Source organism: Nocardioides sp. CCNWLW216, assembly GCF_037120545.1.
GTDB lineage: Bacteria > Actinomycetota > Actinomycetes > Propionibacteriales > Nocardioidaceae > Nocardioides > Nocardioides lianchengensis.
Genome location: NZ_JBBBBJ010000015.1, coordinates 61,506 through 79,326, shown reverse-complemented (window position 1 = coordinate 79,326; position 17,821 = coordinate 61,506). Strand labels below are relative to the sequence as shown.

The window sequence follows — 17,821 nt, the reverse complement described above, 5'->3', positions numbered from 1 at the left end:
TCGATGACTGGTCATCTTCCTGACGGGTGGGCCGCGGCGAAGGTGACCGGGTCACAGGATGTCGTGCACGAACTCCCCGAGCTGGGTCAGGTTGCGACACTCGGCCATCGGCACGACCTCGCCGTACGCGCGGGCCGCGGAGTCGCCGGTGTCCCAGTGCCGGCGGTGCTCGGGGTTGAGCCACCAGGAGTGCCGGGCGGTCGCGGCCATCTCCTTCAGCGGGCCGAGCGCGAGGTCGCTGTAGTTGGAGCGCGCGTCGCCGAGGACCAGCAGCGAGGACTTCGGCCCCAGGGCGTCGGGGTGATCCTCGGCGAACTTGGTGAACGCCCGGCCGTAGTTCGTGCGTCCCCACAGGGCGGCGTGCGAGGTGCTGGCGGCCAGGTCGGCCATCACGTCGACGACGTCCGCCCCCGGGCGGAAGTGCTGGGTGACCTCGTGGACGTGGTCGATGAAGGTGAAGGCCCGCACCTTCTGGAACTGGTCGCGGAGCGCGAAGACCAGCAGCAGGGTGAACTGCGCGAAGTTGGCCACCGAGCCGCTCACGTCGCACAGCACGACCAGCTCCGTGCGGTGCGGCCGCTTGGGCTTGTGGTGGGTGGTGAGCGGCACGCCGCCCGTGGACAGCGAGGCCCGGACGGTACGACGGAAGTCCAGCGCCCCGCGCCGGTGCGCGTGGTGCTCCTGGGTCATCCGGGTCGCCAGCCGGCGGGCCAGTGGATAGATCTCGCGGCGCATCTCCTCCAGGTCGGACCGCCGGGCCTGCAGGAAGTCGAGCCGGTCGATCGTCGGCCGTACGGCGACCTTCGCGACGTGGTCGGGCCCCTTCTCCTCGGCGATCCGCCGGCGGGCGTCGTCCTCGACCATCCCGGTGAACCCGCCGAGCCGCCGCCCGGCCACCCGCTGCGCCTCCTCGCCGGTGCGGCCCTGGGCGAGCAGCGCGGCGACGATCTTGTCGACCAGCTCGCTCGGCGCGACCCGCTGCAGCGCGGTGTAGGCCGACCAGCTCGACAGGCCCGGTCCGCGCCCGGGCATCGCGCCGAACCGGCCGACCATCTCGGCCGCGAGCCGGGCCAGGGTCTGCTGGTCGCCCTCGGCGAGCGCGTCGAGCAGCTGCTCGCGGAACGCCGCGAGCGCCGGGCCGTTGTCGCGGGGGCCGGCCGCGTCCTCCCCCGCCCCGGCCTCGTCGTCGGGCCCGCGGTCCGCCCCGGCCCCGACGAGCCGGGGGAAGTACAGGTCGAAGAGCGTGTCGAACGTCGGCCGGAAGGACGGCTTCTTGACCAGCGTGGCGGCGTACCCCTCGCGGAGGGTGGCGCGGTCGTCCCACGGCAGCGCCTGCAGGGCGGCGACGGCGTCCAGGTCCTCGGCCAGCGACACGGGCAGCCCGGCGGCCCGCAGCGCCTCGAGGAAGGCGAGGTGGCGGTCGAGCAGCCCGGACCGGCTCACTTGCGCAGCCGCAGCTCTCGGACGGCGCGGTCGGTGTCGGAGGCGTGCTTGAGCACCACCCCGAGGGTGTCGTCGACGGCCTTGTCGTCGAGGTCGCGGATCTCCAGCGCGACCAGGGTCCGGGCCCAGTCGACCGACTCGGCGATCGAGGGGGCCTTCTTCAGCTCCAGCTCGCGCAGCCGGCCGACCATCGCGACCAGCTGCTCGGCCAGCCGGTCCTCGAGCTCCGGGACCTGCGACGACACGATCTCGCGCTCGCGCTCGGCGTCGGGGTAGTCCAGGTGCAGGAAGAGGCAGCGCCGCTTGACCGCCTCGGACAGCTCGCGGGTGGCGTTCGAGGTGAGCACGACGAACGGGCGTCGTACGGCGCTGACGGTGCCGAGCTCGGGGATGGTGACCTGGAAGTCCGAGAGCACCTCCAGGAGCAGGCCCTCGACCTCGACGTCGGTCTTGTCGACCTCGTCGATGAGCAGCACCGTCGGCTCCTCGCGCCGGATCGCGGTGAGCAGCGGGCGGGTCAGCAGGAACTCGTCGGTGAAGATGTCGTCGTGGGTCGCGTCCCACTCCTGCTCGCCGGACGCCTGGATGCGGAGCAACTGCTTCTTGTAGTTCCACTCGTAGAGCGCGCGGGCCTCGTCGAGCCCCTCGTAGCACTGCAGCCGGACCAGCTCGGCGCCGGTCGCGCGGGCGACCGCCTTGGCCAGCTCGGTCTTGCCGACGCCCGCCGGACCCTCCACGAGCAGCGGCTTCTCGAGCGAGCCGGCGAGGAAGGCGGTGGTGGCCGTGGCCCGGTCGGCGAGGTAGCCCGCGGTGCCGAGACGGTCGACGGCGTCGGCGGGCGAGGCGAACCAGGTCGTCATCGCCCCATCCTCACCCACGCCCCGTCACCCGGTGCGGCCTGTGTCGTTGAACGGAACATCATGGCGCCCCGCTCCCTCCCCGCCCTGCTGCTCGTCGGCCTGCTCGCCGTCGGGCTCTCCGGCGGCGGGTCCGCCCCGGCGCCGGCCACCGAGGACAGCTACGAGCGGGTGGTCCGGCCGCTGCTCGTGCAGCACGGCTGCCGCCCGGTGGGCTTCGACGCCGTCGAGCGCCCCCGCGCCGCCCTGGTCCGCACGCCCCGGGGCCGCCTGGTCCTGGTCTCCGCCGCCCGCGGCCGCGCCGTGTACGACGGCCGCCGCTCCGGCGTCCTTGTCGCGGTCTGCACGCAGCGGCCCTGAGGTCCCGCCCTCCGGTGGGCTAGTCCGTCACAGGAGGGTTGCTAAGAGGGCTCTTGCCAACCCTCCTATGACGGACTACCCCGCCGACCCCTCCACGGCCCGCGCCCCGTCGCGGTGCCGTGCGGCGAGCTCGCCGTAGTAGGCGGCGTTGGTCTCGACCCAGAACTCCGAGGAGGTGCCCTCGATCGGCTTGCGGGCCGACGCCGGCGAGCCCGCCGCCACCACGCCGCCGGGGATCTCGGCCCCGGGCGTCACCACCGAGCCGGCGGCGACGAGGGTGCGCGGGCCGACGGTGGCGCCGTCGAGCAGGATCGAGCCGTTGCCGACCAGCGACTGCTCGCCGACCGACGTGCAGTGCACGACGCAGGCGTGGCCGACGGTCGCGTTCGGGCCGACCACGAGGGTCTGGTCGGGGCCGGCGTGCAGGACGGAGTTGTCCTGGATGTTGCTCCCCTCGCGGACGACGATCGTGCAGACGTCGCCGCGGAGGACGGCGCCGTACCAGACGCTGGCGCCCTTCTCGACGGTCACGTCACCGATCAGGGTGGCGGTGGGGGCGATCCAGGCGTCGGGGTGGACCGAGGGGCGACGCCCCTCGAACTCGATGAGGTGCATGGGCTCATTCCACACGGTCCGGGCGCCGGAAGGGGGTGCCGGTCCCGAGACCGGCACCCCCGACGGGCTCAGCGGAAGACCACGCGCCCGTTCTTGCGGACCACCAGGTGGAGCACCTCGACGGTCCGCGCGTCCGTCCGGACCCGCAGCTGGTAGCGACCGGCCCGGACCGACCGGAGGGTGCGCAGCTTGCCCAGCGGACCGCGGGCGACGACCTGGTCGCCCCGCTTCAGCACGCTCCAGCGCCCGGCGACCTGGCGGTAGCGGACCTGGCAGCGCACCTGGCGCCGCCCGTCGCGGGACCGTACGACGCAGCTCACCCGCGCGGTCTTGCCCCGGGGGCCGCGGAGGCCGCGAGGACCACGGTCACCCCTGTCCCCCTTGTCGCCCTTCACGCCGCCGGGACCCTGGGGCCCCTGCGGACCGCTCGCCCCGGGGGTGCCGGACTCGCCGCCCGGACCGGTCGGACCCGTCGGCCCGGTCGGACCCGTCGGTCCCGGCGGTCCGGTCTCACCCGGCTCGCCCTGCTCCCCGCGCGGGGCCACGGTGCTGAGCCCGGACAGCGGGACCTCCACCCGACCCTCGGCGGTGTTGGTCTCCAGCACCAGCTCGCCGGTCGAGGTCACCTCGGCCACCGACGGCGAGAACCGCACCAGGACGGCGCACGAGGCGCCCGGGGCGATCTCGGCGTCCCGGCACTCCTCGCCGGCCAGCACGAACTCACCGGCCGGGCTGGTGCCGGTACGGCGGAGCGCCACGTCGGTGATCCGCAACGGCTGGTCGCCGGTGTTCGTGACGACCACGGTCTGGCCGACCCCGGTCGTGCCGACCGGCTGGGTCGGGAACACCGGCGTCGGCGCGTCGACACGGGGTCCGGGGCCGGAGAACGGGACCACCCGGACGACCCGCTCGCCGACGACCGGCGCGAGCGACGACTCGTCGGTGAGCTCGCGCATCGACTCGCTCGACACCCGCAGGGTCACCGAGCCCGCACGCAGGCCGGTGAGCTGCCGGGTCTGCGGGTCGAGGATCGCCACCTTGCGGGCCTCGCGGGCCGCACGGACAGCGGCCTCGCCGGTGCCGACGGCGAGGTTCTCGTCGCCGGACCAGTCGACCGAGACCGGGTAGGACAGCGGCACCACGCGACTGCCGGGCGCGACGCCCGACGGCTGCACCAGGTGTCCGCCGACGGTGGCGGTCCGGCTGACCTCGACGGTCTCGGGGGCGTCGACCACGGTCTCCTGCGAGAACGCCTTCACGTCCGCGGTCAGCCACTGCTGGGCCGCGGACGCGTCACGGTCGACGCCCCACTCGAGCCAGCCGGTGATGCCACCGCGGTCCGGCACGCCGTACGGCGACTTGCCGGAGGACGGGAGGACGACGTACGGGACGCCCTCGACGCGCTGCACGTTGGCGATCTGCGCGTGCGAGCCCACCATCGCGACGCCCTTGTCGCTGGTCGCGCGGAAGTCGGAGAGCAGCTTCTTGACCAGGCGCACCTCGGTGCGGTCGGTCAGCTGGCTCGACTTGGTCGCGGCCGGGTCGTCGACGGGGTGGTGGGCGAAGACCATCACGTTGTCGACGGCCTCGTCGGCCGCCGCGTCGGTGAGGGCGTCACGCAGCATCGGCAGCTGCTCCCAGTCCGAGGCGCGCAGGTTGCCCAGCGCGCTGTTGAGCAGGATGAAGCGGGTGCCCTTGTGGTCGAAGGTCCGGTACGGCGTCCCGAACTCCGCCTCCCAGTTCTCCAGCGTCGACTGCACGTTGTTGAGGCCGTAGGACTCGTGGTTGCCGGGCACGTAGTAGCAGGGGATCTTCCCGCTGGCGTGGTCGGGCGTGCTCTCCGGGTCGGGCTCGGCGCCGACCGCGATCAGATCGCACCCGGCGGCCTCGAGGGTCTGGCGCGCGAGGGTCACGTCGGCGGGCAGGGCCCGGTCGATGATGTCGCCGTTGAGCACGACCAGGTCGGGCTGCTCGCGCCGGATCCGGGCGAGGGCCGCGGCCGCGACCTTCGTCAGCTCCTGGGAGTCCGAGGTGAACTGGACGTCCGAGAGCGTCGCGAACGTCCAGTCGGCGTCCTCGTCCGCCTCCCCGTCGGCGGAGAACAGCGGGTCCGAGCGGAGCGGGTCCTGGGCGGGCAGCTCGATCTCGGACGGGACGTCGGCCTCGACGCCGCCGAAGACGAAGCTGCCGGCCCGCTGCTGGTCCACGGCGGTGTTGATGCCCTGGAAGGAGTTCCAGCGCACCGGGAAGGTCACCCCGGTCGTCGGGATGGTGAAGGTGACGTACTGCCACGGGTCGCCGGGCCCGACGCCGAGCGGCTCCAGGCCGGTCCCGTAGAGGCCGTGCGACTTGGCTGCGGCGTCCCAGAAGCCGGCGTAGGTGAGACCGGCGGGGACGAAGACGTCCGACTTGACCTTGATCCGGACGCGGAGGGGCTGGCCGGGGACCTCCACCCACCGGTTCGCGGCGCCGGCGGCGGTGATGCCCTTGTTGCGCGCCTGGACGAAGTCGAGGCGCACCCCCTCGGCCACCTTGCTGATGCTCGTCACGGAGGAGACCGGGTTCCCGGTCCACCGGCCGGTGCCGGCGGCCTCGTCGTCGAACGCGTACGGCGTCACGCTCTGCACGCCCACGGTGATGGGCAGCCTGACCGTCTGCCCGCCCGCGGAGGCGACCAGCACGGTGCCGCCGTCGGTCAGCGGGGTGATCCGCAGGCCGGTGCCGGACGGCTGGACCCGGATGACGCGCTCGTCGTACTCGAGCTCGAGGTCGGGCAGCTCGACCGGGGCGGTGAAGCCCTGGGCGTCGCGCCCCGTGACGGTGACGCGTACGGCGTTCGCCGCGACCGGGTCGGTGATGGACAGCCGGTTGCTGGAGGTCTCCAGCGCCTGCAGGCGACCGAGCACCCGCACCCGGGTGGAGCCGGTGGCCCCGTCGGCGGTGCCGCGGACCGTGATGGCGCCGGACGCGTCGCGCGGGGCGGCCAGCAGGCCACTGTCGATGGTGCCCTGCGAGGTGCTCCAGCGGACGTCGCCGCGGGCGAGCGGGACCGGCGTCAGGTGGTCGTCGACGGCCTTGGCGGTCAGGGTCCGGTGCATGCCCGGGAAGACCTGGGCGTCCTCGGGGGCGGGGGTCACGACGAGCTCCTCGACCGTGCCGGTCCCGGGGCTCACGAAGACGCCGACGCCGTTGGGGTCGAGCCGCTCGGCGCCGTCGGACGGGCTGTTGCGCACCGTCGCCCGGGTCTCGCCGAGGGGCCGGGCGACCATCGTGGTCGACCCGCCGCCGTCGAGGTTGAACGCGGTCTCGGCTCCCTGGCTGACCATGAACGCGGCCAACTGACGCATGGTCATGCCGTTGACCGGCGCCTGCCGACCGTCGTTGGTGACGAGCAGCATCGTGCGCCCGCCGTCCTTGAAGCCGATCACCGTGCGCGGGTGCACGTCGTTGTCGAGCTCGCTGTCGGGGCGGGCCACGCCGTCACGGACCAGCTCGCGGTTGGAGCCGATGACGAACTTCATCTGCTGGGCGACCGTGTCGCTGAGGCCGTAGTCGAGCGAGGCCGGGTCGCCAGCCGTCAGCGCCCGGATCGCCGCGGCGCCCGCCTCGCGCCCCACGAGGACGAAGGCCCCGTCGGGGATGGCGCCGGTGCCCGCGGCCGCGGGGTCGACCGAGACGACGACGCCGTCCTGCACGAGGACCGAGGCGACGTCGGCGACCCCGGGGACGGCGACACCGCGGTTGTACTCGCCCCACCCGGAGGTGAACGCGATGATCGAGCCCGCCGGCGTCCCCTCGGGGTTCTTGTTGGGCGCGTTGAGCGAGACGACCGGGTGCGTCGTACCGCCGAAGGTCGCGGAGGCCTGCAGCGCCATGTCGACGGCGCGGCCGATGCCGTCCCGGCCGACACCGACGTGGTTCCAGGAGCCGACGTCGGAGGACTTCAGGAGCCGGCCGTCCTTGACCGACGCCCCGCGGGGGGCGCCGGAGGCGTCGATGTCGAAGAAGTCGCCGTTGACGCCGGCGACCGCGCCGGCGGCGTCGGCCTTGCCCGAGATCGGGCCGCGGTCGGTGACGTGCTCGCCCGCGAGCAGGTCACTCGACACCGCCGGGTTCGCCAGGTCGGCCGTGAGGACCTGCTGGTCGAACCAGCCGGACGGCGTGACGGTCGTCAGCCGCCGCAGGCTGATGCCGGGACCGAGGGACTCGGTCTCGTCGGTGAGGGTCAGGCTGTCGGCCGCCGCCAGGGCGGGGGCCCGAACGGACGTGGTGACAGGCGGGGCGGCAGCGGCCTGGGCAGGAGGCGTGGCGGCGAGGGTGCCGGCCGCGACGCCGGTGACCGCCAGCACCGAGATCGACGACCACCACCGTCGACTCGGGCGTAGGGAAACGTGGGGCATGGGGGTCCTTGGGATCCGTGCGGGCGCCCCGCGGTCGCGAGGCATCCCTTCCTCTCACCGGGAGACCACGAGCCCCTGCCCAAGATGGTTCTTTAAGGTAAATGTCCGACGAACGACGACGACTACTCCTGCTCGCGGATCCGCGCCCTCTCGCGCTGCGCCAGGCGGCGTACGGCGGAGCCCCGGACGCCTCGGCGGATCGCGTCGGCCAGCACCGCCCCGGCCTGCTGCTCGCAACCGCAGGCCCACAGCGCCGCGGCCCGCTGGACGAGCAGCAGCGCGAGGGCGTCGTCGGTGTTCGTCATCCCCTCGGTCAGCTCGACCAGGTCGTGCGGGCGTTCGGTGCGGCGGTAGAGCTCGGCCAGCGCCAGGGCCGCGACGACCGACGGGTCCAGGTCCTCGGCCACCTCCACCGCGGCGTCGAGGTCGCCGAGGTCCCGCTCCACGGCGACCAGGGCCAGGCCGACGGCGTCCCGCGAGATCGGTACGGCGGCCTGGACGTCCTCGGTCAGGTCGATGCGCACCGTCGCGTGGGCGAGGTGGTCGAGCAGGAACGGGTGCCGCTCCACGGGACAGCCGGCCTGCCAGGCGTCGCGCAGCAGGGGTCGCGCCGAGCCGGCGTCGGCGGCGTACGCGGTCAGCCCGGCGAGGCTGGCCCCGAGCACGGCGTGACCGCGGCGGGTGGCGACCTCGTGCACGCGGTCGGGGTCGCCGAGCAGCAGCGAGCGGTGCAGCCGGTGCTCCCAGGGCGGGCAGCGCCGTCCGGGCGGGCGGGGTGACCGCTCCGGCGCGAGGGGTACGACGGAGCGCAGCGCGAGCGGCCGCTGCACGCCCGTCCCGGGTTCCCGGAGGGTGAGGCGGACGCCCGGCAGGACCTTGTAGGCCGTGCTCCGTCGGAAGCCCATGACGGCGTGGTACCCACCGTCCGGCCGACTATCGGACAGTTTTCAGCCCGCGACGTGACCGACCCGGGAGCGGTCGAGGGCCCCGGAGAGGGCGTCCAGGGTGACCGGCTTGCTGACGTAGTCGTCCATGCCGGCCGCGAGGAACCGGTCGCGGTCGCCGGAGAGCGCGTTGGCGGTCAGGGCCACGATCCAGGGCTGCACCGGCAGGTCGGTGTCGCGGATCAGGCGGACCGCCCGGAGGCCGTCCATCACGGGCATCTCGACGTCCATCAGGATGGTGTCGAAGGCCCCGGTCCGCACCGCCTCGACCGCTTCGCGGCCGTTCTCGACGACGGTCGGCACGATCCCGATCCGACCGAGCATCCGGACGACGACCTTCTGGTTGACGACGTCGTCCTCGGCGACCAGCACCCGCCGCTCGGAGTGGTCGAGGATCGCCTGCGCGGCGCGCGGCACCGGCGGCGGCTCCTCCTCCACCCGGTCGTGCACCATCCGGATGGTCACGGTGGTGCCGACCCCGACCTCGGACTCCAGGTCGATGGTGCCGCCCATCGCCTCGACCAGCCGGCGCGAGATGGCCAGGCCGAGGCCGGTGCCGCCGTACTGCCGGGTGCTGGAGGCGTCGCCGCGGACGAAGGAGCGGAACAGGTCGGGGATCCGCCAGCGCGGGATGCCGATGCCGGTGTCGGTGACCCGCAGGACCACCTCGAGCCGGTGGCCCCACGGCGAGCCGACGAGGTCGCAGTCGACGCTCACCGAGCCCTGCTCGGTGAACTTCATCGCGTTGCCGACCACGTTGACCAGCACCTGGCGTAGCCGCATCGCGTCGCCGCGCAGTGCGGGCGGTACGTCGGGCGACTGGCGCAGCCGCAGCTCGATCCCCTTGGCCTCGGCGTTCGCGACGAACATGGTGAGCGTCTCGTCGAGGAGCTGGGCCATCGAGAACGGCTGGTTGGCGTACTCGAGGCGGCCGGCCTCGAGGGCGGAGTAGTCGAGGACGTCGTTGACCAGGGCCAGCAGGTGGTTGCCGCTCTGGTGGGCGGTCTCGGTGTAGTCGCGCTGCTCCTCGTCGAGCTCGGTGAGCAGCAGCAGGTCCGTCAGGCCGAGTACGGCGTTCAGCGGCGTGCGGATCTCGTGGCTCATGGTGGCCAGGAAGCCGGCCTTCTCCTGCGCCGAGGCCTCCGCGGCCTGGCGCGCGGCGGTGAGCAGCTCCTCGGCCTCGTGCCGCTCGGTGATGTCGGTGAGGACGCCGAAGAAGCCCTCCAGCTCACCGGCGTCGCTGTGCAGCGGCGAGAGGTCGAGGGACACCCAGAACTCCTCGCCGTCGGCGGTGTACTGGGCCAGCTCGGTGCGGATCGGCAGGCCCCGCGCGCCGGCCTCGTCGATCTGGCGGAGCACCTCGCGGCTGGTCGTCTCGCCAGTGAGGAAGTCGGCCGCCCGGCGGCCTCGGATCTCGTCCAGCCGGTAGCCGGTGGTGCGCTCGAACGCCTCGTTGACCCAGGTGACGTGGCCCATGCGGTCGGTCGCGACCAGCGCGCTGTCGGTGGCCTGGACGACCCGGGAGTAGAAGGTGAGCTCCTCGTTGAGCTCCTCCAGGTTGCGCAGCGCGGAGAGGCGGTGCCGGTTGGTGCGGACCAGGAGCCAGGCGCCGATGACGGTGAAGGCGATGCCGGCGATGAAGAGCAGGCTCAGCAGCACCAGCATCCGGCGCATGTCCCACAGCATGTCGGCGGTGGTCTCGCTGGCGGCGGCCGCCTGCTGGCGGCGGTTGATCTCGCCGGCCGCGGCCAGGGTGTTGTAGTCCTCCTCGAGCCGGCTGATCCCCTCGATCGCCGCCAGCCGGGCGTCGGCGGCCCGGTCGCCCTTCCCGAGCGACTCGCGCACGTAGGGCCGGACCTGGGTCAGCCAGCGGTCCTCGACCTCCTGGGCCTCCTGGACCAGGGCCTCGGAGCCGAGCACGTCGCGCTGCTTGGGCAGCGCGCTCTCGCGGACCCGCTGGGTCACGAACTGCTCGCCCAGGCGCACGTCGGCCGGCCTGGCCCGCTCGAGGAGCAGCAGCTCGAGTCGCAGCAGCTCGCGCTGCACCTGCCCGAGGGTCCGCGGGTCCGCCTCGATCAGCGCCTGGGTCTCGTCGATCCGTCGGGCCGTGTCGCGCGACCCCACCACCAGGTCGGCCGAGACCGCGACGCTGACCGCGAGCATCAGGAACCCGAGCACGCCCAGGGCGACGCCGCGGGGACCCTGCCCACGGAGCAGACGCATCATTCGACCTCGATGCTCCTCAGCTGCCAGATCCAGCGGGGGTCGTAGGTGACGGGGTCGAGCCCGTATCCCTCGGTCGGGTAGACGAAACGGGTGGGCCCGTAGTTGGCGACGCTCATCCGCTTGCCGTTCATGCGGGTCGCCAGCATCGGCGGCAGCTCGGTGGCGTCGGTGACCGGCACGTCGACAAGGTAGTCGTTGAGGGCCTCGGTGCGCATCGTGGTGCCCTCGTCGGCGCCGGCGAGCGCCAGGACGGAGCGCACCAGGGGACCGCTGAAGGTGGCCCGACCACCGGTCGCGAGGTCGTCGTCCACCGCGTACTCGACGATGCCGAGGGAGTCGAGCTGGGCCAGGTCGAGCCGGAGCTCGTCGCCGACGTTCGTCGTCGTACCTCCCCGGACCACGAGGACCACCTTGCCGGACGGCCGCGGGACGGGGTCGCCCGGGTGCAGCGTGGCCTCGGAGACCCGGAGGTCGGCCTGCTCGTCGTCCCCGCCGGCGCCGGCCACGGCGACCGCGCCGACCGCGTCGTCGCCCGACGCCGAGCACCCGACCAGTCCGAGGAGCAGCAGGACGGAGGCCAGCAGGGTGAGGGCGGGGCGGACGTACGACGGACGGGCAGGAAGCATGCCCTCAGGCTGGTCCACGCAGCCCAAGGGATCGACAAGCGAAGTTCAGGATTCCGACAAGATCAATCGGCATTCGTACTCCCGCCCTGGTCGGACCTCTTAGGCTCGACGCATGGAAGCTGTCGACCGTGCGGTGCTGGACCGCCTCGCGGACGAGCTGGGGGACCACGAGGCGGTCGTCGAGATCGTCCGCGGGTACCTCGACCTGCTCCCGAGCCGGCTCGACGAGCTGGACATCGACCCGGCCACCGAGACCGGCGACGAGGCCACCCGCCCGCGCAGGCTCGCGGCGCACACCCTGAAGTCGGGCGCGATGCTGCTCGGGGCGAGCGCCCTCGCCGGTGCCGCCGAGCAGGTCGAGCACGGCGGCGGGTCGGTCGAGGCCGTGCGCCTCGAGGCCCGGTCGGCCGCCCGCGACTGGCGGCGCTGGCTGGCCAGCGCGCTGGCGCGGAACCCGCGCCACCAGTAGCCGACCCTCGTGGGTCAGGTGCTGGGGTCGAACTTGTAGCCCACGCCCCGCACCGTGCGGATCGGGTCCTCCTGGGCGAGGGCCTCGCGGAGCTTGCGGCGCAGGTTGCCGATGTGGACGTCGACGACGTGGGCGTCGCCCTGGGCGTGACCCCAGACGGTCTCCAGCAGCTGGACGCGGGAGAAGACCCGTCGCGGCGCGCCGCTGAGCACGTGGAGCAGGTCGAACTCGATCCGGGTCATCGCGACCGGGTCGCCGTCGACGGTGACCTCGCGGGCGTCGGCGTTGAGCTCGAGGCGGCCGAACGAGGAGCCGCTGCCGGTCTTGGGCTGGCGCGGACGTCGCCGCATCGCGGCGATCCGCGCGGACAGCTCGACCGGGGAGTAGGGCTTGGTGACGTAGTCGTCGGCCCCGACGCGGAAGCCGACGATCTTCTCGACCTCGGCACTGCGGCCGGTGACCATCAGGACGTAGGCGTCGCTGAAGGTGCGCAGCTCGCGGCAGACGTCGAAGCCGTCCATGCCGGGCAGCGCCACGTCGACCAGGACCAGCTCGAAGTCCTGCTCGCGAGCGGCCATCAGGCCCCGCTCGCCCGAGGTCGCGACGTGCACCTCGAAGCCTTCTTGCTCCAGGATCCGGCGGTTCAGACGCACGAACTCCTCGGCGTCCTCCACCACGAGGGCCTTCGGCGCTAGCATTTTCCCACCTTAGTCACGGTTACAGGGAGGTGAACCGGTTTCCGGGTCTTCCTGGACGGCACGAACGATCGGGCTGATACTCCGGGGCGATCTCTGCCGCCCCGTCCGCGCTGGAAACCGTCGCCGTTGCCCTCTCCCGCAACGACATCCTGACCCCTGAGCACCTTTGTCGACCGAGATCGACACCCGCACGCTCGTTGCTGCCGGGCCAGGACTCCAGGACGGACGAAACCCCTGACGGGATCTTTCCCGTCAGGGGTCCCCCTGATCCTTCGTACTGGCGGTGGCGGAGGGATTTGAACCCTCGGTGGGCTTGCACCCACAAACGCTTTCGAGGCGTTCTCCTTAGGCCGCTCGGACACGCCACCGCCGAGGAATGTACCGGAGGCGCCCGGGGGCGACGAAATCCGTCCGGTGTCGTCGAGGGTCAGGCCGGCGCCCAGGCCGGGTCGCGACCGGTGGCGCCGGCGAGCCGGTCGAGGGCGGGCGCGTCGTCCGGCACCGGCACGGGCGGGCCGAAGAGACCGCCGTCGTCGGCCGGCTCGTCGGCCGCGCCACCCTCCGGCGGCTCGAAGGAGGCGACGAAGCCCAGGCAGGCCTCGACGGCGGCCGGGTCGGCGTCGTACGGCTGGCCGGTCGCGCGGGTCAGGTCCCAGCCGTGGACCACCACCTCGTTGACCGCCACCAGCACCGCGACCTCGCCGGGCAGCTCGACGGGACCGGCCATCGTGAGGCCGTCGTACGCCTCCGGGTCCTGCCAGGCCTCGGCGAGCCCGGCCAGCCTCCCGGAGATCCGCTCGCGCCAGCCCTCCCCCAGACGAGCGCCGTCGCCCGCCGGCTGGGCCCCGCCGGCCAGCACCTCCTTGCGGGCGGCGGCGGTGAAGGCGAGCGCCAGGCCGTCGACGTGGTCGAGCAGGTCGGCGACGGAGTACGCCGGGCAGGGCGTCGGCCCGGCGAGCTGCTCGTCGCCGATCGCGGTCACCACCCGCGCGAGCTCGCGGCAGGCGGGACGGAGGTCGAGGATCGTCATGGTGGTGCTGACCGGTCGCGGGCCGGGATCTCATCGGCTCTCGCGGACTGTCGGTGGCCAGCCCTAGCGTCCAGCCATGACCCTCTCCCTCGGCATGATCAACTTCGACAGCACCGACCCCGGCCCGCTCGCCTCCTGGTGGGCGGAGCAGACCGGCGGCGAGGTCGCCGACCCGTTCGGCGGCACCTTCTTCCTGGTCCGCGGCGGCGACCTGCCGCTCGTCCTGGCCTTCCAGCTGGTCGGCGACCCCACCCCGGGCAAGAACCGCCTCCACCTCGACCTCGCCGCCCCCGACCTCGACGCCGAGGTCGCCCGACTGACCACGGCCGGCGCCACCCTGGTCGGCGACCGCGGCGACGAGAACTTCCGCTGGGTCACCCTCGCCGACCCGCAGGGCAACGAGTTCTGCGTGTCCTCGCTCGCCGACGCCGAGGCCGAGCTCAGCGCGGGCTGAGCACTGGGCGGGCCATGATGGTTCCCGTGGCCGCGTCGACCGATCCGTCCCCGCCCGTCGTCTTCGGCGCCGGGGTGGCCCTGGGCGTGCCGATCGGTGCGGCGCTCCTGGTCAGCTGGTGGATCGACACCACGTGGAGCGTCGCTGTCGCCACGGTCGGCCTGGTCGCAGCCGGGCTGCTGAGCTGGCGACCGCCGGGACGTCCGCTGGCCGTCGGACTGGTCTGGGGGACCCTGATCGGCGCACTCGTGGTGTACGCCGCGTTCTGGGCGATCCTGCCGATCGACGACTGACGGGTCCGCTCACCCCCCCCGGTGGTTGAGCAGGTCGCGCTAGCGACCGTGTCGAAACCCCCGCACCCGACCGCCCACCTCGATCAAGACGACCCGGCCGGTCCGATGCCGCCCGTCAACGACTGACGCGTCCGCTCACTCGCCCACAGCCGGAACATCAGGTACGCCGCCACCGCGCAGAGCAGGTGCCAGATCGCGTGGCCCTGGATCAGCGAGTGCGGGTCGCACCAGGCGGACTTGGTGACGTTCCAGATCGTGAAGGCGAGCAGGATCGAGCCGAGCGCGCCCGCGCCCCACCGCAGGTCGGTGCGCAGGCCGTCAGCGCGGCGGCGCCAGAGCCGGACCTCCATCACGACCGCGGTGAGCAGCAGGACGGCGAAAGCCACGTTGCCGGCGAAGTCGACGACGGGCACGCGGCCGTCGTACAGGCCGACGAGCTCACAGCCGGCGACGAAGAGGCTGAACAGCTGGGCGAAGAACACGCGACCCTGACCGACCCAGCGCATCAGGGCGTAGCCGGCGGAGAAGGAGGCGACGAGGTACATGCTGAGCATGTCGAGGTGGCCGCCCCACTCCGACTGGGTCGCGTGCATGGCGGCACTGGCCGGGCCGAGCAGGACGACGACGCAGGCGTACGCCGTCGCCAGCCCGCGGTGGCGCGGCAGCACCTCGCCGAGCCGGTCGGCGCGGCGGGCGTGCCAGGCGATCAGCAGGCCGGCGACGACGAAGCCGAGGTTGGAGAACGAGTTGGCCGGCTGCTTCACGTGCCCGTCGCGGGGGTGCTCGCAGAAGTTGGCGCCCCGTCCGACGTCGGCGCCGAGCCAGCCCTGGCCGACGGCCAGCACCAGCAGCCCGACCGACACCACGGTCACGGCGCCCGTCAGGGCGAGGGGGCGGAGGGACCGGGTCGGCACGCGCTCAACCTAGCCGTTGACACGCCAACGAGGCCGTGTGTTGACCCGTCAACCTGCTCTACCCTGATCCGCGTGGCCGGGCTGGACGAGGGTGAGCGCGAGCTCTGGGACGCCTGGAAGCGGTCGACCGAGGGCGTCCGGGCTCGGATCAACGCGGAGGTGGCCGGCGAGACCGGGCTCTCCGAGGCGGACGTCAGCGTGCTGACCCACGTGCACGACGGGGGCGGCGGGGCGTTGCGCCAGCACGAGCTGGCGGTCGCGATGGGCTGGCACCGCAGCCGACTCTCCCACCACCTCAGCCGGATGCAGGAGCGCGGACTGGTGACGCGGGAGAGCGTCGCGGGCGGGGTCGAGCTCCGCACCACGACCATGGGCCGGGCCGCGCTGCTGCGGGCCCGACCGGTGCACGCGGCCGCCGTACGACGTCATCTGGTGGACGCCGTGCCGGCGCGCGATCGCGAGCGCCTGCTGACCCTCCTGCACCTGCTGGCCGACTGACAACCGCGTTGTCACGTCACCTCAGCGGCGCCGCGGACGCACCCACGGGACGGTGAGCTCGGACGGATACCGGTCCGAGCTGTGCAGCCGGATGACGGTCAGCGCGCCGGGCAGGTCGGGGACGCTCGGCAGCAGGTGCGGAACGTCGAAGGCCTGCACGGAGATCCGCAGCCGGTGACCCTTCCGGATCTTGGCCGCGGTCGGGAAGACCTCGACGTCCACCCGGCCGACCTGGCCGGGCTCGAGGCGCTTCTTCGAGGCGCGGGTGAACGGGTGGTAGGGCTGCAGCAGCTTGCCTCCGACGTACCGGCTGCGTTTCTTGTCGAGCTGGCGCAGCGAGATGACCTGCCAGCCGCCGGTCAGCCGGGTGACCTTGCCCGACGGGGCGACGTCGGAGACCGAGACCGCGAGCATGCCGTCGCCGGTGGGGCTGGAGGCGAAGAGCTTGGCGTTGATCGGCCCGGACAGCCGGACCGCCTTCGTCACCGGCCGGGTCTCGTAGACGATCCCCGCCCGGTCGTTGAGCGCGTTGTCCTCCCAACACGGCAGGTCGGCCAGGATCGCGCGCGGCAGGCCCGCGGTCCACTGGTTGGCCGAGCGGGTGCAGAGCCCGGCGACGGGCACGGGCGGTACGTCGGCGGTCCCGGCCTGGGCCTTTCCGCTGGTCAAGACGCCGTTCCGGACACCCGTGACCGCGCCGCCGGAGAGCCGGTAGCTGCGCGCCGTGGTGTTGCGGGTGACCCACCGGTCGGTCTCGCGCCACACGCCACTGCCCTGCTCGTACGTCGTGACCGCCGGGATCCTGCGCACCTTTGTTGACGTGTCACCACGCAGGTAGCGGTCGAACCAGCGCAGCTGCAGCTCGGCGAGCGACCCGTGCCCCGCCTTGCCGACGTCGGCGCCGGACGAGCCCTGCAGGTGGTCCCAGGGCCCGACGATCATCCTGGCCGGCACCTTCCTCTTCTGCAGCTGCTCGAAGAGGAGCGGGGTCCCGCGCTGGAAGAGGTCCTGCTGGCCGGCGACCAGGAAGGTCGGCACCTTCACCCTCTTGACGACCTCGATGGGCGAGCGCTGGCGGTAGAAAGCGCCGTCGTACGCCGCGTCGCCGCCGAGCAGGGCGTCCAGCATGAGCGGGACGGTGAACGTGACCGCGCCGTACAGGTGCTGGAGCAGAGCGCCGAAGCCCGAGCCCGGGTCGGTCGCCGTCACCGCGGGCGGCAGCACGCCGGTGGTGGTGACCAGGCCGAGCCAGAGCGGGATGAACCCGACGTCGATGGCCCCGCCGGACGCGACGACGTCGCGGTAGACGTCGGCCGCCGGCACCTGCGGGAAGATCGCCTTCAGACCCTTGGGACGCTGGGCGGCGGTGAAGATCTGGTTGATCCCCATGTACGACGGCCCGCGCATCCCGACCCGGCCGTTGCTCCACGGCCGCTGCCGCGAGTGCGCCCACTCGATCACCTGCTTGCCGTCGAGCTCCTCCTGCCGGCTGAACGCCTGCCACACGCCCTCGGAGCTCCCGGTCCCGCGCGCGTCGACGGTGAGCTGCGCGTAGCCGCGCTGGACGAGGTACTCCGACCCGCTCCCACCCCCGAGCGCTCCACCCGAGCCGAGGATGCCCTTGTTGTAGGCGGTGATCGTCACGACCACCGGGAACCGCTTTTTGACGGCCACCCCATCCGCATTCGCCGGGAGGATCAGGTCACCGCGCAGGATCGTGCCGTCCCGCATCGGGATGGCCAGGTCCTTCTGCGTCACCGTCTTCGGGTACGTCGCCTTCCGCGGCTTCCAGACCTTCGGCTTCGTGGCCTTCTTCGGAGCCTGCACCTGCTGGACCGCTGACGGCGCCGCCGCCGTCGCCTCCGTCGGTACGGCGGCCAGGGTCCCGGCCAGCAGGGCAATCGTGGTCAGTGGTGCGGACAGGCGTCGCAGCATGAGGTCCTCCCGAGGTCTCCTCGGGTCAACGCGCGGGGATGGCGGTGGTCACGCCTCGG

16 protein-coding genes and 1 tRNA gene are annotated in these 17,821 nt (G+C 73.1%); 5 read left to right on the top strand and 12 right to left on the bottom strand.

From position 1 onward, the window contains the following. Nucleotides 1–51: 51 nt before the first annotated feature. The gene (locus tag V7S47_RS24425) at nucleotides 52–1,443 is read right to left on the bottom strand and encodes a vWA domain-containing protein (protein ID WP_336564043.1); all 1,392 of its coding nucleotides are present in this window, start codon (nucleotides 1,441–1,443) and stop codon (nucleotides 52–54) included. Then, nucleotides 1,440–2,303 carry an AAA family ATPase gene (locus V7S47_RS24420; protein WP_336564042.1) on the bottom strand — a complete coding sequence of 288 codons (864 nt, stop codon included), beginning with the start codon at nucleotides 2,301–2,303 and terminating at the stop codon, nucleotides 1,440–1,442. The genes V7S47_RS24425 and V7S47_RS24420 overlap by 4 nt, the downstream gene beginning before the upstream one ends. A gap of 60 nt (nucleotides 2,304–2,363) precedes the next feature. On the opposite strand from V7S47_RS24420, the gene V7S47_RS24415 reads away from it, so the two are divergent. Continuing rightward, complete coding sequence (locus V7S47_RS24415) at nucleotides 2,364–2,660, top strand: hypothetical protein (RefSeq protein WP_336564041.1); 297 nt, start codon at nucleotides 2,364–2,366, stop codon at nucleotides 2,658–2,660. A gap of 75 nt (nucleotides 2,661–2,735) precedes the next feature. Here the strand turns inward: V7S47_RS24415 and V7S47_RS24410 are convergent, their stop codons facing one another. The 5 genes from V7S47_RS24410 to V7S47_RS24390 form a co-directional block, all read right to left on the bottom strand. Then, a complete protein-coding gene (locus V7S47_RS24410) occupies nucleotides 2,736–3,275 on the bottom strand; it encodes a gamma carbonic anhydrase family protein (RefSeq protein ID WP_336564040.1) in 540 nt (179 codons plus the stop codon). 68 nt (nucleotides 3,276–3,343) lie between these two features. Continuing rightward, a complete protein-coding gene (locus tag V7S47_RS24405; protein ID WP_336564039.1) occupies nucleotides 3,344–7,675 on the bottom strand; it encodes a phosphodiester glycosidase family protein in 4,332 nt (1,443 codons plus the stop codon). 122 nt (nucleotides 7,676–7,797) lie between these two features. Next, entirely contained in the window at nucleotides 7,798–8,580 is a 783-nt protein-coding gene (locus V7S47_RS24400) for a hypothetical protein (RefSeq protein WP_336564037.1), read from the bottom strand. 42 nt (nucleotides 8,581–8,622) lie between these two features. Beyond that, on the bottom strand, nucleotides 8,623–10,842 hold the full coding sequence (locus V7S47_RS24395; RefSeq protein WP_336564035.1) for a hybrid sensor histidine kinase/response regulator: 2,220 nt from the start codon (nucleotides 10,840–10,842) through the stop codon (nucleotides 8,623–8,625). After that, on the bottom strand, nucleotides 10,842–11,471 hold the full coding sequence (locus tag V7S47_RS24390) for a molybdopterin-dependent oxidoreductase (RefSeq protein ID WP_336564034.1): 630 nt from the start codon (nucleotides 11,469–11,471) through the stop codon (nucleotides 10,842–10,844). The genes V7S47_RS24395 and V7S47_RS24390 overlap by 1 nt, the downstream gene beginning before the upstream one ends. A gap of 112 nt (nucleotides 11,472–11,583) precedes the next feature. Between V7S47_RS24390 and V7S47_RS24385 the strand changes: the two genes are divergently transcribed. Beyond that, on the top strand, nucleotides 11,584–11,940 hold the full coding sequence (locus V7S47_RS24385) for an Hpt domain-containing protein (protein WP_336564033.1): 357 nt from the start codon (nucleotides 11,584–11,586) through the stop codon (nucleotides 11,938–11,940). Between the two features lie 14 nt (nucleotides 11,941–11,954). Here V7S47_RS24385 and V7S47_RS24380 read toward each other — a convergent pair whose 3' ends face one another. The 3 genes from V7S47_RS24380 to V7S47_RS24370 form a co-directional block, all read right to left on the bottom strand. After that, nucleotides 11,955–12,638, bottom strand: a complete 684-nt coding sequence (locus tag V7S47_RS24380; RefSeq protein WP_090854292.1) for a response regulator transcription factor — start codon at nucleotides 12,636–12,638, stop codon at nucleotides 11,955–11,957. Nucleotides 12,639–12,916: 278 nt separating this feature from the next. Next, nucleotides 12,917–13,006 (bottom strand) — tRNA-Ser (locus tag V7S47_RS24375). A gap of 59 nt (nucleotides 13,007–13,065) precedes the next feature. After that, nucleotides 13,066–13,668: a TIGR03086 family metal-binding protein gene (locus V7S47_RS24370; protein ID WP_336564032.1), complete on the bottom strand. Its 603-nt coding sequence runs from the start codon at nucleotides 13,666–13,668 to the stop codon at nucleotides 13,066–13,068. A gap of 76 nt (nucleotides 13,669–13,744) precedes the next feature. Here V7S47_RS24370 and V7S47_RS24365 point away from each other — a divergent pair, with 76 nt between their 5' ends. Next, nucleotides 13,745–14,122 (top strand): VOC family protein, encoded by a 378-nt coding sequence (locus V7S47_RS24365; protein ID WP_336564031.1) that lies wholly within the window; start codon nucleotides 13,745–13,747, stop codon nucleotides 14,120–14,122. Between the two features lie 26 nt (nucleotides 14,123–14,148). Beyond that, on the top strand, nucleotides 14,149–14,415 hold the full coding sequence (locus V7S47_RS24360) for a hypothetical protein (RefSeq protein ID WP_336564029.1): 267 nt from the start codon (nucleotides 14,149–14,151) through the stop codon (nucleotides 14,413–14,415). Nucleotides 14,416–14,498: 83 nt separating this feature from the next. Here V7S47_RS24360 and V7S47_RS24355 read toward each other — a convergent pair whose 3' ends face one another. Beyond that, entirely contained in the window at nucleotides 14,499–15,329 is an 831-nt protein-coding gene (locus tag V7S47_RS24355) for a ceramidase domain-containing protein (protein WP_336564028.1), read from the bottom strand. Between the two features lie 72 nt (nucleotides 15,330–15,401). On the opposite strand from V7S47_RS24355, the gene V7S47_RS24350 reads away from it, so the two are divergent. Then, nucleotides 15,402–15,827 carry a MarR family winged helix-turn-helix transcriptional regulator gene (locus V7S47_RS24350; RefSeq protein WP_336564027.1) on the top strand — a complete coding sequence of 142 codons (426 nt, stop codon included), beginning with the start codon at nucleotides 15,402–15,404 and terminating at the stop codon, nucleotides 15,825–15,827. 21 nt (nucleotides 15,828–15,848) lie between these two features. On the opposite strand, the gene V7S47_RS24345 is transcribed toward V7S47_RS24350, so the two are convergent. Continuing rightward, nucleotides 15,849–17,762, bottom strand: coding sequence for a CocE/NonD family hydrolase (locus V7S47_RS24345; protein ID WP_336564026.1), 1,914 nt, complete (start codon nucleotides 17,760–17,762; stop codon nucleotides 15,849–15,851). Nucleotides 17,763–17,821 lie beyond the last annotated feature (59 nt).